At 72.7% G+C, this 14,058-nt stretch carries 11 protein-coding genes; 1 reads left to right on the top strand and 10 read right to left on the bottom strand.

What is annotated here, in order from left to right; all coding sequences use genetic code 11:
• Positions 1 to 113 precede the first annotated feature (113 nt).
• The 9 genes from ACWDSL_RS31775 to purN all read right to left on the bottom strand — a co-directional run bounded on the left by ACWDSL_RS31775 (position 114) and on the right by purN (position 10,139).
• Positions 114 to 1,616 (bottom strand): aldehyde dehydrogenase family protein, encoded by a 1,503-nt coding sequence (locus ACWDSL_RS31775; protein WP_450491324.1) that lies wholly within the window; start codon positions 1,614 to 1,616, stop codon positions 114 to 116.
• Between the two features lie 194 nt (positions 1,617 to 1,810).
• Positions 1,811 to 2,650: a serine/arginine repetitive matrix protein 2 gene (locus ACWDSL_RS31770; protein ID WP_450491322.1), complete on the bottom strand. Its 840-nt coding sequence runs from the start codon at positions 2,648 to 2,650 to the stop codon at positions 1,811 to 1,813.
• Between the two features lie 59 nt (positions 2,651 to 2,709).
• Entirely contained in the window at positions 2,710 to 3,162 is a 453-nt protein-coding gene (locus ACWDSL_RS31765) for a hypothetical protein (protein ID WP_450491320.1), read from the bottom strand.
• Between the two features lie 130 nt (positions 3,163 to 3,292).
• Complete coding sequence (locus ACWDSL_RS31760; RefSeq protein ID WP_450491318.1) at positions 3,293 to 4,282, bottom strand: malate dehydrogenase; 990 nt, start codon at positions 4,280 to 4,282, stop codon at positions 3,293 to 3,295.
• A 352-nt stretch (positions 4,283 to 4,634) separates the two neighbouring features.
• Complete coding sequence (locus tag ACWDSL_RS31755; RefSeq protein ID WP_450491316.1) at positions 4,635 to 5,888, bottom strand: DUF2690 domain-containing protein; 1,254 nt, start codon at positions 5,886 to 5,888, stop codon at positions 4,635 to 4,637.
• A 365-nt stretch (positions 5,889 to 6,253) separates the two neighbouring features.
• Complete coding sequence (locus tag ACWDSL_RS31750; protein WP_450491314.1) at positions 6,254 to 6,853, bottom strand: DUF3017 domain-containing protein; 600 nt, start codon at positions 6,851 to 6,853, stop codon at positions 6,254 to 6,256.
• On the bottom strand, positions 6,843 to 7,763 hold the full coding sequence (locus tag ACWDSL_RS31745; RefSeq protein WP_450491312.1) for a bifunctional methylenetetrahydrofolate dehydrogenase/methenyltetrahydrofolate cyclohydrolase: 921 nt from the start codon (positions 7,761 to 7,763) through the stop codon (positions 6,843 to 6,845). The genes ACWDSL_RS31750 and ACWDSL_RS31745 overlap by 11 nt, the downstream gene beginning before the upstream one ends.
• A 166-nt stretch (positions 7,764 to 7,929) precedes the next feature.
• Positions 7,930 to 9,492, bottom strand: a complete 1,563-nt coding sequence (gene purH / locus ACWDSL_RS31740) for a bifunctional phosphoribosylaminoimidazolecarboxamide formyltransferase/IMP cyclohydrolase (RefSeq protein ID WP_450491310.1) — start codon at positions 9,490 to 9,492, stop codon at positions 7,930 to 7,932.
• Entirely contained in the window at positions 9,489 to 10,139 is a 651-nt protein-coding gene (purN, locus tag ACWDSL_RS31735) for a phosphoribosylglycinamide formyltransferase (RefSeq protein WP_404747134.1), read from the bottom strand. Before purN ends, purH begins: the two co-directional genes overlap by 4 nt.
• A 458-nt stretch (positions 10,140 to 10,597) precedes the next feature.
• On the opposite strand from purN, the gene ACWDSL_RS31730 reads away from it, so the two are divergent.
• Positions 10,598 to 11,626, top strand: a complete 1,029-nt coding sequence (locus ACWDSL_RS31730; protein ID WP_450491308.1) for a hypothetical protein — start codon at positions 10,598 to 10,600, stop codon at positions 11,624 to 11,626.
• Between the two features lie 139 nt (positions 11,627 to 11,765).
• Here the strand turns inward: ACWDSL_RS31730 and ACWDSL_RS31725 are convergent, their stop codons facing one another.
• The gene (locus ACWDSL_RS31725) at positions 11,766 to 13,901 is read right to left on the bottom strand and encodes a cell division protein PerM (protein WP_450491306.1); all 2,136 of its coding nucleotides are present in this window, start codon (positions 13,899 to 13,901) and stop codon (positions 11,766 to 11,768) included.
• Positions 13,902 to 14,058: the final 157 nt, after the last annotated feature.

Raw genomic sequence — 14,058 nt, 5'->3', positions numbered from 1 at the left:
GTTGCTGGGGTGCTGGGGTGCTGGGGTGCTGGGGTGCTGGGGTGCTGGGGTGCTGGGGTGCTGGGGTGCTGGGGTGCTGGGGTGCTGGGGTGCTGGGGTGCTGGGCGTACGGCTCAGCCGGCGAACCAGCGGACCGGGGCGGGCCGCAGGTTCTCGTAAATGTGCTTGGTCTCGCGGTATTCGGCCAGACCCGAGGGGCCCAGTTCGCGTCCGATACCGGACTTCCCGAAGCCACCCCACTCGGCCTGCGGGAGATACGGGTGGTAGTCGTTGATCCATACGGTGCCGTGGCGCAGCCGCCCCGCGACGCGCCGCGCCCGCGCGGTGTCGCTGGACCAGACGGCGCCCGCGAGCCCGTACTCGGTGTCGTTGGCGAGCGCGATGGCCTCGTCCTCGGTGCGGAAGGACTCGACGGTGAGGATCGGCCCGAAGGTCTCCTCCCGCACCACCCGCATCTCGCGGTTGCACTGGTCGAGGATCGTCGGCAGATAGAAGTAGCCGGTCGCGGGGCGGACGTCGGACGGCTCGGGCTGCGCGCCGCCGCAGCGCAGCAGCGCGCCCTCCTCCAGCGCGGAGGCGACATACGCCTCGACCTTGTCGAGCTGCCGCGCCGATACGAGCGGACCGCACTCCACACCGGGCTCGGTGCCGCGCCCGAGCTTGATCTTCTCGGCCCGGCGGGCGAGTTCGGCGACGAACCGCTCCCGTACGGACTCCTCGATGATCAGCCGGGCCCCGGCGGAGCAGACCTGGCCGCTGTGGATGAAGGCGGCGTTGAGGGCCTGGTCGACGGCGGTGTCAAAGCCCTCGGCGGTGTCGCAGGCGTCGGCGAAGACGACATTGGGGTTCTTGCCGCCGAGTTCCAGCGCGACCTTCTTCACGCCCGGCGCGGCCGCCTGCATCACCTTCGTACCGCTGACCAGGCCGCCGGTGAAGGACACCAGATCCACATCGGGGTGCTCGGCCATCCGGGCGCCCACCGGGTCCCCGGTGCCGGTCACCAGATTGCCGACCCCGGCCGGCAGCCCGGCCTCGACCAGCAGCTCCATCAGATACATCGTCGACAGCGGGGTCAGTTCGCTGGGCTTGACGACAAAAGTGTTGCCCGCGGCGAGCGCCGGGGCGATCTTCCAGCTGGCCTGAAGCAGCGGATAGTTCCAGGGGGCGATCAGCGCGCAGACGCCCACCGGCTCATGCACGACCACGCTGTGCACATCCTGGGTGCCCGCGTCGACCACGCGCCCGGCCGACTCGCCGACGACGACCTGGGCGAAGTAGCGGAAGGCGTTGGTGACGTCGTCGACGTCGACCCGCCCCTCTTCGAGCGTCTTACCGGTGTCACGGCTCTCGAGCAGCGCGATCTTCCCGCGGTCGCGCTGCAGCAGATCGGCGACACGGCGCAGCAGCGCCGCCCGCTCGGCCACGGGCGTATGCGGCCAGGGGCCCGTGTCAAAGGCGCGGCGGGCGGCGGCGACGGCCGCGTCGGTGTCCTCGGCGCCGCCCTCGGATACGACCGCGAGGGTCTTGGCGTCGGCGGGGTCGAGGACCTCCCGCTGCGCGCCGGACGCGGCGGCACGCCACGCCCCGTCCACATGAATGGTCTCGACTGCCGACACGTCTGCTCCGCCTTCCGGTGTTACTGGACTGGCGCCGCCGACCGCGTCGGCAACGCGAAGCCCCTCCCCGAAAGGTGCGGACCTATGCGTGATTGTCATTCGAAAGTGGTCGGGCTCACTTGGTCACAAGCTGTACGCGTTCGCGCACAGATGCTCCTCAGGTGATGAATCGCATCACCTCGGAACGGCAAGGATCAGCTCAGGCGGAAGGAATCGACGGCGGCCCGCTGTATCTCCTGCTGTCCGGCGCGGTCGTCGCCCGGGCCGATGACCAGCACCGCGTACATCGTGCCGTCGGACGCGGTGAAGCGGTGGTCGAGGACCCGCCGGGAGCCGCCGTACTTCTCGCTGTCGTAGGTGTACTCCAGGTCCGCCGGATCCATGGCGCCCTGGCCGGTCCGCTCCAGGGTGATCTGCTCATAGCCGCGCTGGCGGGAGGCTATGCGCTCGGCTTCCTGCGCCGACTCGTACGGCGTCCGCTCCGGGCCGTGCAGCTCGAATATCTGCACCATGGTGGCCTGATCGGACGAGGTGTAGAAGACGCTGGGGTCCTCGACAGTGCGCCGCCAGCCGTCCGGGACGGCGAGGGTGAAGCCCGCCGGGTCGTCCGCCACGCGGAAGCCGTCGGGCGGGGACGCGCCGGACGAGGCCGACGGGGACAGGGACGGGGATTGCGCCGGGGACCCGGACGGGGAGGCCGAGGGCGTGTCGGACGGCATATCGGACGGGGTGCCGTCCGGGGTGCCGGACTCCTCACCGGGGGCCGGAGAAGCGCCGTCGGGCGATACCCCGTCCGTCTCCGACGGCCCGGGCACCGAGCTCTCACCGACCCCGGGGACGGGGCCCGCCCGATACCCGGCCTTGCCATCGCTCCCGAACGCCACCCATCCGGCGAACGCGAGCGCGGCGCACAGCACCACCGCCACGGCGGCCACCCGCAGCCCCCGCCGCGCATCGCCGACCGACGGAGGAGGCGGTGGCGGCGCGCCGTCACCGTCCGCCCACTCCCTCTGTTCCGCGCCTCCGTCGCTCATCCCAGCCCCCCGATTGTTTCGACCCTTGCGCGCGGCTTTCCCTCGCGCGTCTGCTTTGCTCAGCCGCCCAGCAGCGCGCCGACCGCCTGTCCCAGAGCCACGCCGGACGCCAGCATGCCGATGCTCGCGCTCGCGTCCTGCAACACGGCCCGGAGCCGGGCGAGGCGTCCGGGGGCCGCCGCCCCGGTGCGCCGGATCTCGTCCTCGGTCTCGGACAGCTCGTCCGCCAGCGCGCTGACCTCGGGGCTCTCCACAAGCCGCGCAAGATCCGCGCCGAGCTGCCGTATGGCCTCCAGCAGCCGCTCGTACGCGGGGTCGCGCGCCACCGACGACTCCGCCCGCACATTCACGATGTAGTTGTGGTCACCGATGCCGACGGCGCCACCACGGACGGAGCCGATGCGGATATCGCCGTATGCGCGCCCGCCCGCCCCCGCGGGCTCTTCCTCGTTTTCCGCGTCAGCGTCAGCGTTCGTGTCCGCGTCCGTGTTCGTGTTCGTGTCCTCGGCCATGCTCTCCCCCTGAGCCAGGCAGTCAACTCCTCCCAAAATAAGGGAAGCCGAGCCACAGTCATAGAGCACAACAAAAGGGCCACCCTCCGGAGTGAATACCGGAAGATGGCCCTTCGGATATCTACGGCCGTCAGATCAGGCCGAGACCGCGCACGGCCTCGCGCTCCTCCTCGAGCTCCTTCACCGACGCGTCGATGCGGGAGCGCGAGAAGTCGTTGATCTCCAGGCCCTGGACGATCTCGAACTTGCCGTCCTTGGCGGTGACCGGGAAGGACGAGATAAGCCCCTCCGCCACGCCGTACGAGCCGTCGGAGACGACACCGGCGGAGGTCCAGTCCCCGGCCGGGGTGCCGTTGACCCAGGTGTACACGTGGTCGATGGCGGCGTTGGCGGCGGAGGCGGCCGACGAAGCGCCGCGCGCCTCGATGATCGCGGCGCCGCGCTTGGCGACGGTCGGGATGAACGTCTCGGCCAGCCACTGCTCGTCGTTCACGACCTCGGCGGCGTTCTTGCCCGCGACCTCGGCGTGGAAGACGTCCGGGTACTGGGTGGCGGAGTGGTTGCCCCAGATCGTGAGCTTGGCGATCTCCGCGACCGGGACGCCGGTCTTCTTCGAGAGCTGCGAGAGGGCGCGGTTGTGGTCCAGGCGGGTCATCGCGGTGAAGCGCTCGGCCGGTACGTCCGGCGCGGCGGCCTGGGCGATGAGCGCGTTGGTGTTCGCCGGGTTGCCGACGACCAGGACCTTGATGTCGTCCGCGGCGTGGTCGTTGATGGCCTTGCCCTGCGGCTTGAAGATGCCGCCGTTGGCCTCCAGCAGGTCGCCGCGCTCCATGCCCTTCGTCCGCGGCCGGGCGCCGACCAGGAGCGCCACGTTCGCGCCGTTGAAGGCCACGTTCGGGTCGTCGCTGATGTCGATGCCCTGAAGCAGCGGGAAGGCGCAGTCGTCGAGCTCCATCGCGGTGCCCTCGGCGGCCTTCAGGCCCTGGGGGATCTCCAGGAGGTTCAGCTTGACCGGCACGTCCGCGCCGAGCAGCTGGCCGGAGGCGATGCGGAAGAGCAGCGCGTAGCCGATCTGGCCGGCCGCGCCGGTGACGGTGACATTGACGGGAGTGCGGGTCATGGCGGTCTCCTGCGCTGTGTTTTCTGTCGATCTCTTGGTGTCGAGATACCGGCGTCAGGCTATCCGACGGGGACACACGGGGCCCCAGGGGCCACTGTGTAACCGCTCACCGCCGACAGACAAGGCCCGGCAGCCATTCGGCTTCCGGCTGCATTCGGCGCCCGGCAGCATTCGGCGGCGGAAAGCATCGGCGGCCGCCTGCACGAGGAGGGGGGAGTAGCAGGCGGCCGCCACGGTGCCATGCCGCACCCGCGGGGGGATCGGCCTGCGCCTGCCCCGATTCGGCGAGGGCATGCCGCCCGACCCGGATATTTCCTCGAGGTTCCCTTCGGACGACGGCGCCCGGCGGCCCTCACGGCGCGCTGGTGCGCCCCGCGGCCGTCGTGGTGCAGCCGCGCTGTCCGGTGGTGCGGGTGGCGCAGGCCTTGGCCTGGGTGGTGGAGCCGACCGCGATCATCGGGGTGTAGGCGTCGCCGTCGGCGTTGACCTTGCCGTACTCGGTGCGCGGCGGGCCGACCGCGCTCTGGGCGGGCGCGGTCACCTCTAACCGGTCGCCGGGGGCGGCCTTGGTGATCCGGGCCCATGCCGCGCCGCACACCTTGCTGTAGCGCACCTCGACATACGCGCTGTCCACGGTCACGCTCGCGGTCGTCCTGGCGTACGCGCCACCGCACCCCATGGTCTCGGGGTCCTTGCCGGCACACTCCTGGCCGGTGCATTTCACTCCGCTGGGCAGGCGGGGGCCGCTGGTCGTGGTCCGCCCGGGCGTCGGGTCCTTGGCCCGCTCGTCGGCCTGGCCTCCCGGGTTGACCAGGAGGACCACCGCCGCGCCCATGAGCAGCACCCCGACCGCCGTGGCGATGAACAGCGGGACGCGTCGGCGGCGCCTGTCCGGCGACGAAGGCGGGCCCGGCGGATCAGGCGGCTCGGGCGGCTCGGGAAGCAGGGCCGGTGCGACGGAGACGAGCGGAGGGTCCGCCACGGGCGGCTCAGGCGGCACGGCAGCCGCCCTGCGCACCGCCGTCTCGGGGATATAGAGCGGCTCGGCGCCGGGCGGCTCGGCGTGGGGCGGCTCGGCGCTGGGTGGCTCGGTGCGCGGTGTCGCGGGCCTCTGCGGCTCTGGCTCCGTACGGGGTGTCTCGGCCCAAGGCGGCTCGGCCCAAGGCGGCTCGGCCCAAGGCGGCTCGGTACGGGGCGGCTCGGTATAGGCCCACCCCGCTTCGGTCTCCTCCGCCGTACGGCCGTTCCTCGAGTGCGGCAGCGGGCCCGTCTCCCCCAGCGCGGCCCGTGCCTGCGCGACCCTGATCGCCTCCATCGTGACGTCGTGCCGTAACTCGGAACGGCTCCACGCGCGCTCCGCCAGCTCCCACAGGGTGCTCAGATGCTCGACGTCCGTGCCCGTCGCCTCTGCCAGCGCCACGACCGCGCCCTGCGGCGGCAGCAGACGGCCGTTGAGGTAGCGCTCCCACGACGTCTTGCTGTAGCCGGTGCGGTCGGCGACCGCGACGAGGCTCAGCTCGCTGTGCTCGACGAGCCTGCGTAACTGCCCGACGAACTCCCGAACCTGCGGATCGAGCTCGTCCGGCAGCTCCCTCCAACGAGGCATTGCCTCCCCCTGTCCCCCCGTACCCGTGAACTTCCCGTGCCCTGCCCCCGTTTGGGCACCCTCGAGAGTCCCGGATCCGCTACCCAGGGAGATGCCCCGCCCAAGAATGACAGTTCCCCCAGCAGGGGCGCACCGGAGCATTCCGGACCTGGGCGCGCTCCCAATGCGCCCCTACGGGGCTGTTGCGCACCCGAGACGTCGTACCGGAATGGTCACTTCCGGGCCACAGACCCTCGACGTCCATTGATCCAGCAGGGCTTTTAACAGAACCCTTATCCCGACGGCCCGTCCTTCTTCGGGGGAGAGGACGGGCCGTCGCAGTGCACGGGCGCTGAGGGGTCGGGGGAGGCAGAGATCTCATCGTCCTAACGGACGGTGAAGTGCACCACGTCCTCCAGGAACGGGACCTCCAGCCAGGGGTTGGGCTGGGCCATCAGGGACAGCAGCACGATCGCGGACCCCAGCACCCCGTACGTCAGCAGGTCGGTGAACCGGGAGCGCACCGCCAGCATCCCGACATCCGGCAGCGCCCACCGCAGCAGCGCGCCCGCCAGCAGGGACAGCCCCACCAGGACCGTGCCCGCGCGGAACGCGTCCAGGGCCACCACCAGCAGCCCCACGACGACGCCGCCCATCACCACCAGCAGCGGCCACTGGCGCGCGGGCGCCGGGGCGCCACCGGACGCGGCGCGGCCGCCGCCCTCGGGGCGCGCGGTGTCCCGGGTGATCAGGGGGAATCGGCGCGATCTGGCGACAGGGCGCCCCGCCGCGCCACTGTGCGCCGCTGCTCCGTTCTGTGCCGCAGCCCCATTGGAAGCCGGAGTCCCGCTCTGTGCCGCAGCCCCGTTCGGCCCCGCAGCCCCGTTCGGCCCCGCAGCCCCGTTCGGCGCGGTCGCTCCGTTCGGCGCCACCGCGGGGTGCTGTCCGGCCGGCTCGGCGGCCGGCTCACCGGCCTCAGCCGGCATGCCCGGCACCGCTGCCGCCGTCGCTGTCACCCTCGCCCTCACCCTCGCTGTCGGCGGCCTTGGCGGCGCGCTCCGCCGCCTCCACCACGTTGACCAGCAGCTGGGCGCGGGTCATCGGGCCGACGCCGCCGGGGTTCGGGGAGATCCAGCCCGCGACCTCGCTCACGTCGGGGTGCACATCACCGGCGATCTTGCCGTGCTCGTCCCGGCTGACGCCGACGTCGAGCACCGCCGCCCCCGGCTTGACGTCCTCCGCCTTGATCAGGTGCTGCACCCCGGCCGCCGCCACGATGATGTCGGCCTGGCGCAGCAGCCCGGACAGCTCGCGGGTGCCGGTGTGGCACAGCGTGACCGTGGCGTTCTCCGAGCGGCGGGTGAGCAGCAGCCCGATCGACCGGCCGACGGTGATACCGCGGCCGACGACCACCACATGGGCGCCGTTGATCTCCACGCCGTGGTGGCGCAGCAGCTGGATGATGCCGTACGGGGTGCAGGGCAGCGGGCCGGTCTCGTTCAGCACCAGCCGGCCGAGGTTCATCGGGTGCAGCCCGTCGGCGTCCTTGGCCGGGTCGATCAGCTCCAGCACCCGGTTGGTGTCGATGCCCTTGGGGAGCGGCAGCTGCACGATGTAGCCCGTGCAGTCCGGGTCCTCGTTGAGCTCCCGTACGGCCGCCTCGATCTCCTCCTGGGTGGCGGTCTCGGGCAGGTCGCGCCGGATGGAGGCGATGCCGACCTCGGCGCAGTCGCGGTGCTTGCCCGCGACGTACCACTTGCTGCCCGGGTCCTCGCCGACCAGCACGGTTCCGAGGCCGGGGTGGATGCCCTTGGCCTTGAGCGCCTCCACTCGGCTGACGAGATCGGACTTGATCGAGGCTGCGGTTGCCTTGCCATCGAGAATCTGCGCGGTCATGGCTTCATCCTCCCGGATTCGGGGACGTCTGTTCCAATCAGGGCCCGCCCCACCCGGGGTCCGGCGGAATCCGGGCCGTGTATGTCCTGTGTCGTGTGACGTGTGTCGCCTACGGCCAGAGGGCCGCACCCCGCGCGTCGGGGGTGCGGCCCTCGGTCCGTACCACTCAGTGGAAGAAGTGGCGCGTGCCGGTGAAGTACATGGTCACGCCCGCCTTCTGGGCCGCCTCGACGGTCAGCTCGTCGCGGACCGAGCCGCCCGGCTGCACCACGGCCTTGATCCCGGCCTCCGCCAGCACCTCGAAGCCGTCCGGGAAGGGGAAGAAGGCGTCGGAGGCCGCATACGAGCCGCTCGCCCGCTCCTCGCCCGCCCGCTGTACGGCGAGCCGCGCCGAGTCGACGCGGTTGACCTGGCCCATGCCGACGCCGACCGTCGCGCCGTCCTTACCGAGCAGGATCGCGTTGGACTTCACGGCCCGGCAGGCGCGCCAGGCGAAGGCCAGCTCGGCCAGGCCGTCGGCGTCCAGCGCGTCGCCGGTCGCCAGGGTCCAGTTGGCCGGGTCGTCGCCCTCGGCCTGGAAGCGGTCCTTGGCCTGAACGAGCGTGCCGCCCTCGATGGGGCGCTGCTCGACCACGGCCTCGGGCGCATCGGAGCAGCGCAGCACGCGGATGTTCTTCTTGCGGGCCAGCACCTCGACGGCGCCGTCCTCGTACTCAGGGGCGACGATGACCTCGGTGAAGATCTCGGCGACCTGCTCGGCCATGGCGACCGTCACCGGGCGGTTGACGGCGATCACGCCGCCGAACGCCGAGAGCGGGTCACAGGCGTGCGCCTTGCGGTGGGCCTCGGCGACGTCCGCGCCGACCGCGATGCCGCAGGGGTTGGCGTGCTTGATGATCGCGACGCAGGGCCGGTCGTGGTCATAGGCGGCACGGCGGGCGGCCTCGGTGTCGACGTAGTTGTTGTACGACATCTCCTTGCCGTGCAGCTGCTCCGCGTGGGCGAGTCCCTTGCCGCTGCCGTCGCTGTAGAGCGCGGCGGGCTGGTGCGGGTTCTCGCCGTAGCGCAGCACCTGCTTGCGCTCGTAGGTGACGCCGATGAAGTCCGGCCAGGGGCCCTCGTCGGCCGCGTAGCCTTCCGCGAACCAGTTGGCGACCGCCACGTCGTACGCCGCGGTGTGCTGGAACGCCTCGCTCGCCAGCCGCTTGCGCTGCTCGAGGTCGAAGCCGCCCTCGGCGGCGGCCTTCAGCACGTCCGCGTAGCGCTCGGGGTTGACGACCACGGCCACGGACGGGTGGTTCTTGGCGGCCGCGCGGACCATGGAGGGGCCGCCGATGTCGATCTGCTCGACGCACTCGTCGGGCGAGGCGCCCGAGGCGACGGTCTCGCGGAACGGGTAGAGGTTGACGACGACCAGCTCGAAGGGCTCGACGCCCAGCTCGGCGAGCTGTTCGCGGTGCGAGTCGAGCCGCTGGTCGGCGAGGATGCCCGCGTGGACGCGCGGGTGCAGCGTCTTGACGCGGCCGTCCAGGCACTCGGGGAAGCCGGTCAGCTCCTCCACCTTGGTGACCGGAACGCCCGCGGCGGCGATCTTCGCCGCCGTCGAGCCGGTCGAGACGAGCTGGACCCCGGCCGCGTCCAGCCCCCGGGCCAGTTCCTCGAGCCCCGACTTGTCGTAGACGCTGACCAGCGCGCGGCGGATGGGCCGCTTCGTACCTTCGGCGGTCACGGGATCATTACCTTTCGTCCCTCAATGCGGTAGCCGTTGCGGGCCAGACGCCCCACGACCTCGACGAGCAGCGAGCGCTCGACTTCCTTGATCCGCTCATGCAGAGCGGACTCGTCGTCCTCGTCCCGGACCTCGACCACGCCCTGGGCGATGATCGGGCCGGTGTCGACTCCGTCGTCGACGAGATGGACGGTGCAGCCGGTCACCTTCACGCCGTACGCGAGCGCGTCGCGCACGCCGTGGGCACCGGGAAAGCTGGGCAGCAGCGCGGGGTGGGTGTTGACGCACCGGCCGCCGAAGCGGGCCAGGAACTCCTGGCCCAGGATCTTCATGAACCCCGCCGAGACCACGAGGTCCGGCTCGTACGCGGCCGTCGCCTCGGCCAGCGCGCGGTCCCATTCGGCGCGGGTGGCGTGGTCCTTCACCCGGCAGACGAAGGTGGGGATCCCGGCGCGCTCGGCGCGCTCCAGGCCCGCGATACCGGCGCGGTCGGCGCCGACGGCCACGACCTCCGCACCGAAGCCGGAGGCGCCCTCGGCGGCGATCGCGTCGAGGAGCGCCTGCAGATTCGTACCGGAGCCGGATACGAGGACGACGAGGCGGGCGGGGCGCTCGGGGCGGGCGGCGAGGGAGGGCGGGGAGGCCACGGCGGGGATCTTTCTCGCGGGCGATGCGGGCGATGCGGGCGGTGCGGGCGGTGCGCGGGTGGTTCGGGGTTGGTTCGGGGTTGGTGGGCCGCTGGTGCGGGTGCTCAGAGTGCTTGTGTGTGGCGGCGCCACTGCGTTTGTGTGGACATACAAGGTCGCGGAGTCATGAATTCCGGGGAACTCTACGAAGCCGCCGACCGTCAGCAACGATACCGGCACACGAAACGGCCCCCGGGGGACGGGGGCGAGCGCGGGAGGTAGCGTCTGGACTGCGAATCCGACTGACGCCGTGGGAACCACCGTCGCGTCCCACGCAAGGGGAGCCGTACGGCGCAGGCCCTACGGAAGCCTTGCGTGCATCACGACGACACAAGGGGAAGACACCTCCACATGCCGGACCGACGCCGCCGCGCGGCTCACTGCCTCACGCCGACCCCTGCGCGTACCGGGGGGCCGCGATGAGGTACGCCCGCACGTCGCGCACGACGCCGCTGCTGCGTGAGCAGCAGTCCCCGTCCTCCTCCGCCTCGCCCGAGGGCTCGCCCTCCGGGCGCGAGGAGAACAACCCCTTCGCACCGCCGCCGGAGGGACGGCCGGACCAGCCCTGGCAGCCCAGGCACCGGCCCGACACCGCGCCGGGCGGTGAGGGCGGCAGCGGCGGTGGTGGCGACGACGGCCGCGCCGCGCCGGGCGGACCTGGTGAACCCGGCAGCCCGGGCAGCCCGATCGGCACCCCCTGGCCTGCCGCCCCCGGGACCCCCGGCGGCGCCATAGAAAGCGATCAGGGAGGCCAGAGCGGTCAGGGAAGCCAGGGCGGTCAGGGAAGCCAGAGCGGCGAGAGCGGCCAGGGAGACCAGGAGGGTCAGGGCGGCGGCCAAGGCCGCCAGGACGGCCCGCCGCAGCAGCCCCCGGCCTGGGGCAGCCAGTGGAGCAGCCGCCAGCCCGGCCGCCAGAACGGCGGCTTCGGCTCGAACCCGGGCCGGCCGAACGGAACGGGCGGCCAGGGCGGCTCCGGCGGCCCGCGCTGGGACCCGAACGACCCGGCCCAGCGGCGCGCCCGCTACGCCCTGCTCGCGGGCATGTGGGCCTTCTTCTTCGCGCTGTTCAGCCTGCCGGAGATCGCGCTGCTGCTCGGTGCGCTGGCCGTCTACTGGGGCATCAGCTCGCTGCGCGCCAAGCCGCGCAGGCCGGCCCCCACACCGCCCCCGGCCGCCCCGCTGAACGCTCCGCCGCCCACCCCCGGCACCGCCCCGGCCCATCTCCCGGCGCCGGGCACCAGCTCCTCGAAGCCGCAGTCCACGGCGGCGATCAGCGGGCTGGTCACGGGCGGTCTCGCGCTGGCCATCGTCGCGGCGACCTTCACCGTCCAGATCGTCTACAGCGACTACTACTCCTGTGTGGACGACTCCCTCACCCAGACCTCCCGGCACGCCTGCGAGGACCTGCTGCCCAAGCAGCTCCGGCCGCTGCTCAGCACGGAGGACTGAGCGGGACCGAGGGACCCGAACAAGCAGGGGCGGCTGCGACGCGTATACGTCGCAGCCGCCCCTTTCGCGTGCCCCAGCACCCTCCCTGAAGCCCAACCACAACCGTGTCCCGGACACGCCGGTTCGTGCCTTCAAAGGCTCACAGGCCGGCTTCGCCGGCCTGAGCTCCGCCGGCCTGACGGCCGCTGCGGCGCTCCGCGCTGCCTTCCGCAGGATGCGAATCCTCCCGGTCTTGCATGCCCGGGGCTCCTCGCAAGAAGCAGGTGATCTCGTGGTCGGGGCCACGGCCTTCGTACTGCTCGTGCTCGGACAGCGCCGGGCCCTGGGGCGGGGCCCCAGGCCGGTCGGCCTTGGGGCCCGGCGCCGTGTCGTAGTGCGGGAAGAACTGCCGCCACCAGGGCGCGGGCGCCTTGGTGGCGTCCGCGCCACCGTCACCCCCGGTGCCCGGCGCGCTCCGGCCGTCCCGCCCACTCCGGCTGTCCCGCCCACTCCGGCTGTCCCGCCCACTCCGGCGCTCGGCCTCCGATCGCTTCGATCGCGGCGGGGGCGTCGCCGAGGCCGCCCAGGCCCGGGCCTCCGCCTTACGGGCCATCCAGGCCATCAGCGCGGGCACGAACAGCCGCAGCCACCGCAGGAGGACCGCTCCGGGGATCCCCGGCAGGGCGGTCCAGGCCAGTGTCGCCGTGCCCGTATGCCACCAGCTGGGGCCCAGTTCGGCGAGTCCGTGGGTGCCCAGGGCTCCGCCCGAGGCACCGGCGAGCAGCGCCATCACGGCCGTGCAGCCGAGCGAGGCGCCCGCGGCCATCAGGGCGGTCTGGCCCCACCCCCACACCGACACGGCCGGCCGCAGCGCCCGCCGCCCCTCGCCGCCGCCCGCACCCCCGTCCCCGCCCCCGCTCTGAACGGGGTGCACGGCCTGGACCACCTGCACGGCCTGGACACTCTGCACGGCCTGGACACCCTGAACGCTCTGGCCGCCCTCGGCGCCGTCCACCCGCCGTACAGCCGCGACCGCGACGAACCACGCCACCGACGCCCCCGCCGCACACCCCGTCAGCCAGCTCAGCGGGACGCCCCCGCCCTCGGCGGGCAGCGCGGCCAGCAGGGGGAAGTCGGGCAGGTCGGGGTAGCCCGCCACGCCGAGCGGGCCGACGGCGGCGGAGCCGACCGCGAACCCCGGGCCGAGTCCGTACGCCGCGCCCCACACGATCGCGTTCGGCAGCAGCGCCAGGCTGATCAGCAGCACTGCGAAACGGCCGGACCACACGTCGCTGAGCTCCAGGAACGCCAGCTGCACCGCGCCCGCGTGGCTCATCAGCGACACCGCCGTGAGCAGCGTGCCACAGCCGAGCAGCACGACGACCGCGCCCCCGGCGGCCCGCAGCACAGCGCCGCGGAAGGCGGGGGTCCGGTACGCCGGGGGCCGCGGCTCGACGGCCCCGGGGACGGCACCCCGGCGCCCGGCGGCCGAGCGGAGCCGTACGACGGGCACGAGACACACCAGGCGCACCAGACGCACCAGGCGCTTGAGCCGGTGACGGGCCGAGACAAGCCGTACGGCGCGCGGCGCCCGGGCGACCAACCGCGCGCGCAACCAGTCACCCATCCGGCGTAGCCACCGGCGGCACACCTCACGTACGGGGCCGGGCGGCAGCGGTCTGGGAAACCGCCCGTCCGCCGCCCACACCCCCACCGCGACGGCCGCCGCGCCGACCAGCGGCAGATGCAGCAGGGCGCTGAACGGCTCGACGTGCAGCGGCCCCGTCGAGGCGTACACCACGATGGCCACCCCGACCAGCAGATAGCCGCCCGTCACCCATCCGAAGGCGGTACGCGGGTGGAGCGTGGCCTCCTCGGACACCCACAGCCCCGCGCCGCCCGCCGCCCCCGCCGCCTCGTCCGTCTCCTCCGGCATGCCCGTCTCGATCGCATGGCGCCCGGCCCGGTAGAGCAGCCAGCACGGCAGGGCGCTGAGCAGCAGCGGGGTGAGCCCGACGGGCGCGGAGTCCCCCGACAGCGTCTCGGTCCGTACGAGCTCCGCGCCATGCGCGAGCAGCCACAGGTCGGCGGCGATGTGCAGGGCGCCGTCCGGGCTGCTGTCGGGAGACGAGGAGGTGATCCACAGCAGGAGTACGACGACGGCGAGCGCGCCAAGACCTAGCCCCGCGGCGACGACGCCGCCGAGGAACGCCTCTCTCACCTCGGAGGAGGGGCGCCGGAGCGCGGCGCGGCCAGGGGAGGACAACGACGGGCTGCGATCGGTCAATTGGGTCACGCGCCCATGCTGCCAATAACTGCCGTTTCATCCGCACATCAGGCGATTAGTCGCCGTGTCGTAAAGATTGCGCTTATGCGGCTTTCACGGTAGGGGCACGCAGAAGGCAGCCGGAACGGCAAAAGGCGCGGGCCCGCACCACCTCGTGGGTGGTGCG

It is taken from the genome of Streptomyces sp. NPDC000941 (assembly GCF_053599555.1).
This window is presented reverse-complemented; position numbering and strand designations above follow the sequence as displayed.

What these genes read in the sequence shown, in the direction of transcription:
- ACWDSL_RS31770 (WP_450491322.1), bottom strand. Translation starts at nt 2,650, where the DNA reads ATGAGCGACGGAGGCGCGGAACAGAGGGAGTGGGCGGACGGTGACGGC.
- ACWDSL_RS31765 (WP_450491320.1), bottom strand. Translation starts at nt 3,162, where the DNA reads ATGGCCGAGGACACGAACACGAACACGGACGCGGACACGAACGCTGAC.
- ACWDSL_RS31760 (WP_450491318.1), bottom strand. Translation starts at nt 4,282, where the DNA reads ATGACCCGCACTCCCGTCAATGTCACCGTCACCGGCGCGGCCGGCCAG.
- ACWDSL_RS31755 (WP_450491316.1), bottom strand. Translation starts at nt 5,888, where the DNA reads ATGCCTCGTTGGAGGGAGCTGCCGGACGAGCTCGATCCGCAGGTTCGG.
- ACWDSL_RS31750 (WP_450491314.1), bottom strand. Translation starts at nt 6,853, where the DNA reads ATGCCGGCTGAGGCCGGTGAGCCGGCCGCCGAGCCGGCCGGACAGCAC.
- ACWDSL_RS31745 (WP_450491312.1), bottom strand. Translation starts at nt 7,763, where the DNA reads ATGACCGCGCAGATTCTCGATGGCAAGGCAACCGCAGCCTCGATCAAG.
- ACWDSL_RS31730 (WP_450491308.1), top strand. Translation starts at nt 10,598, where the DNA reads ATGAGGTACGCCCGCACGTCGCGCACGACGCCGCTGCTGCGTGAGCAG.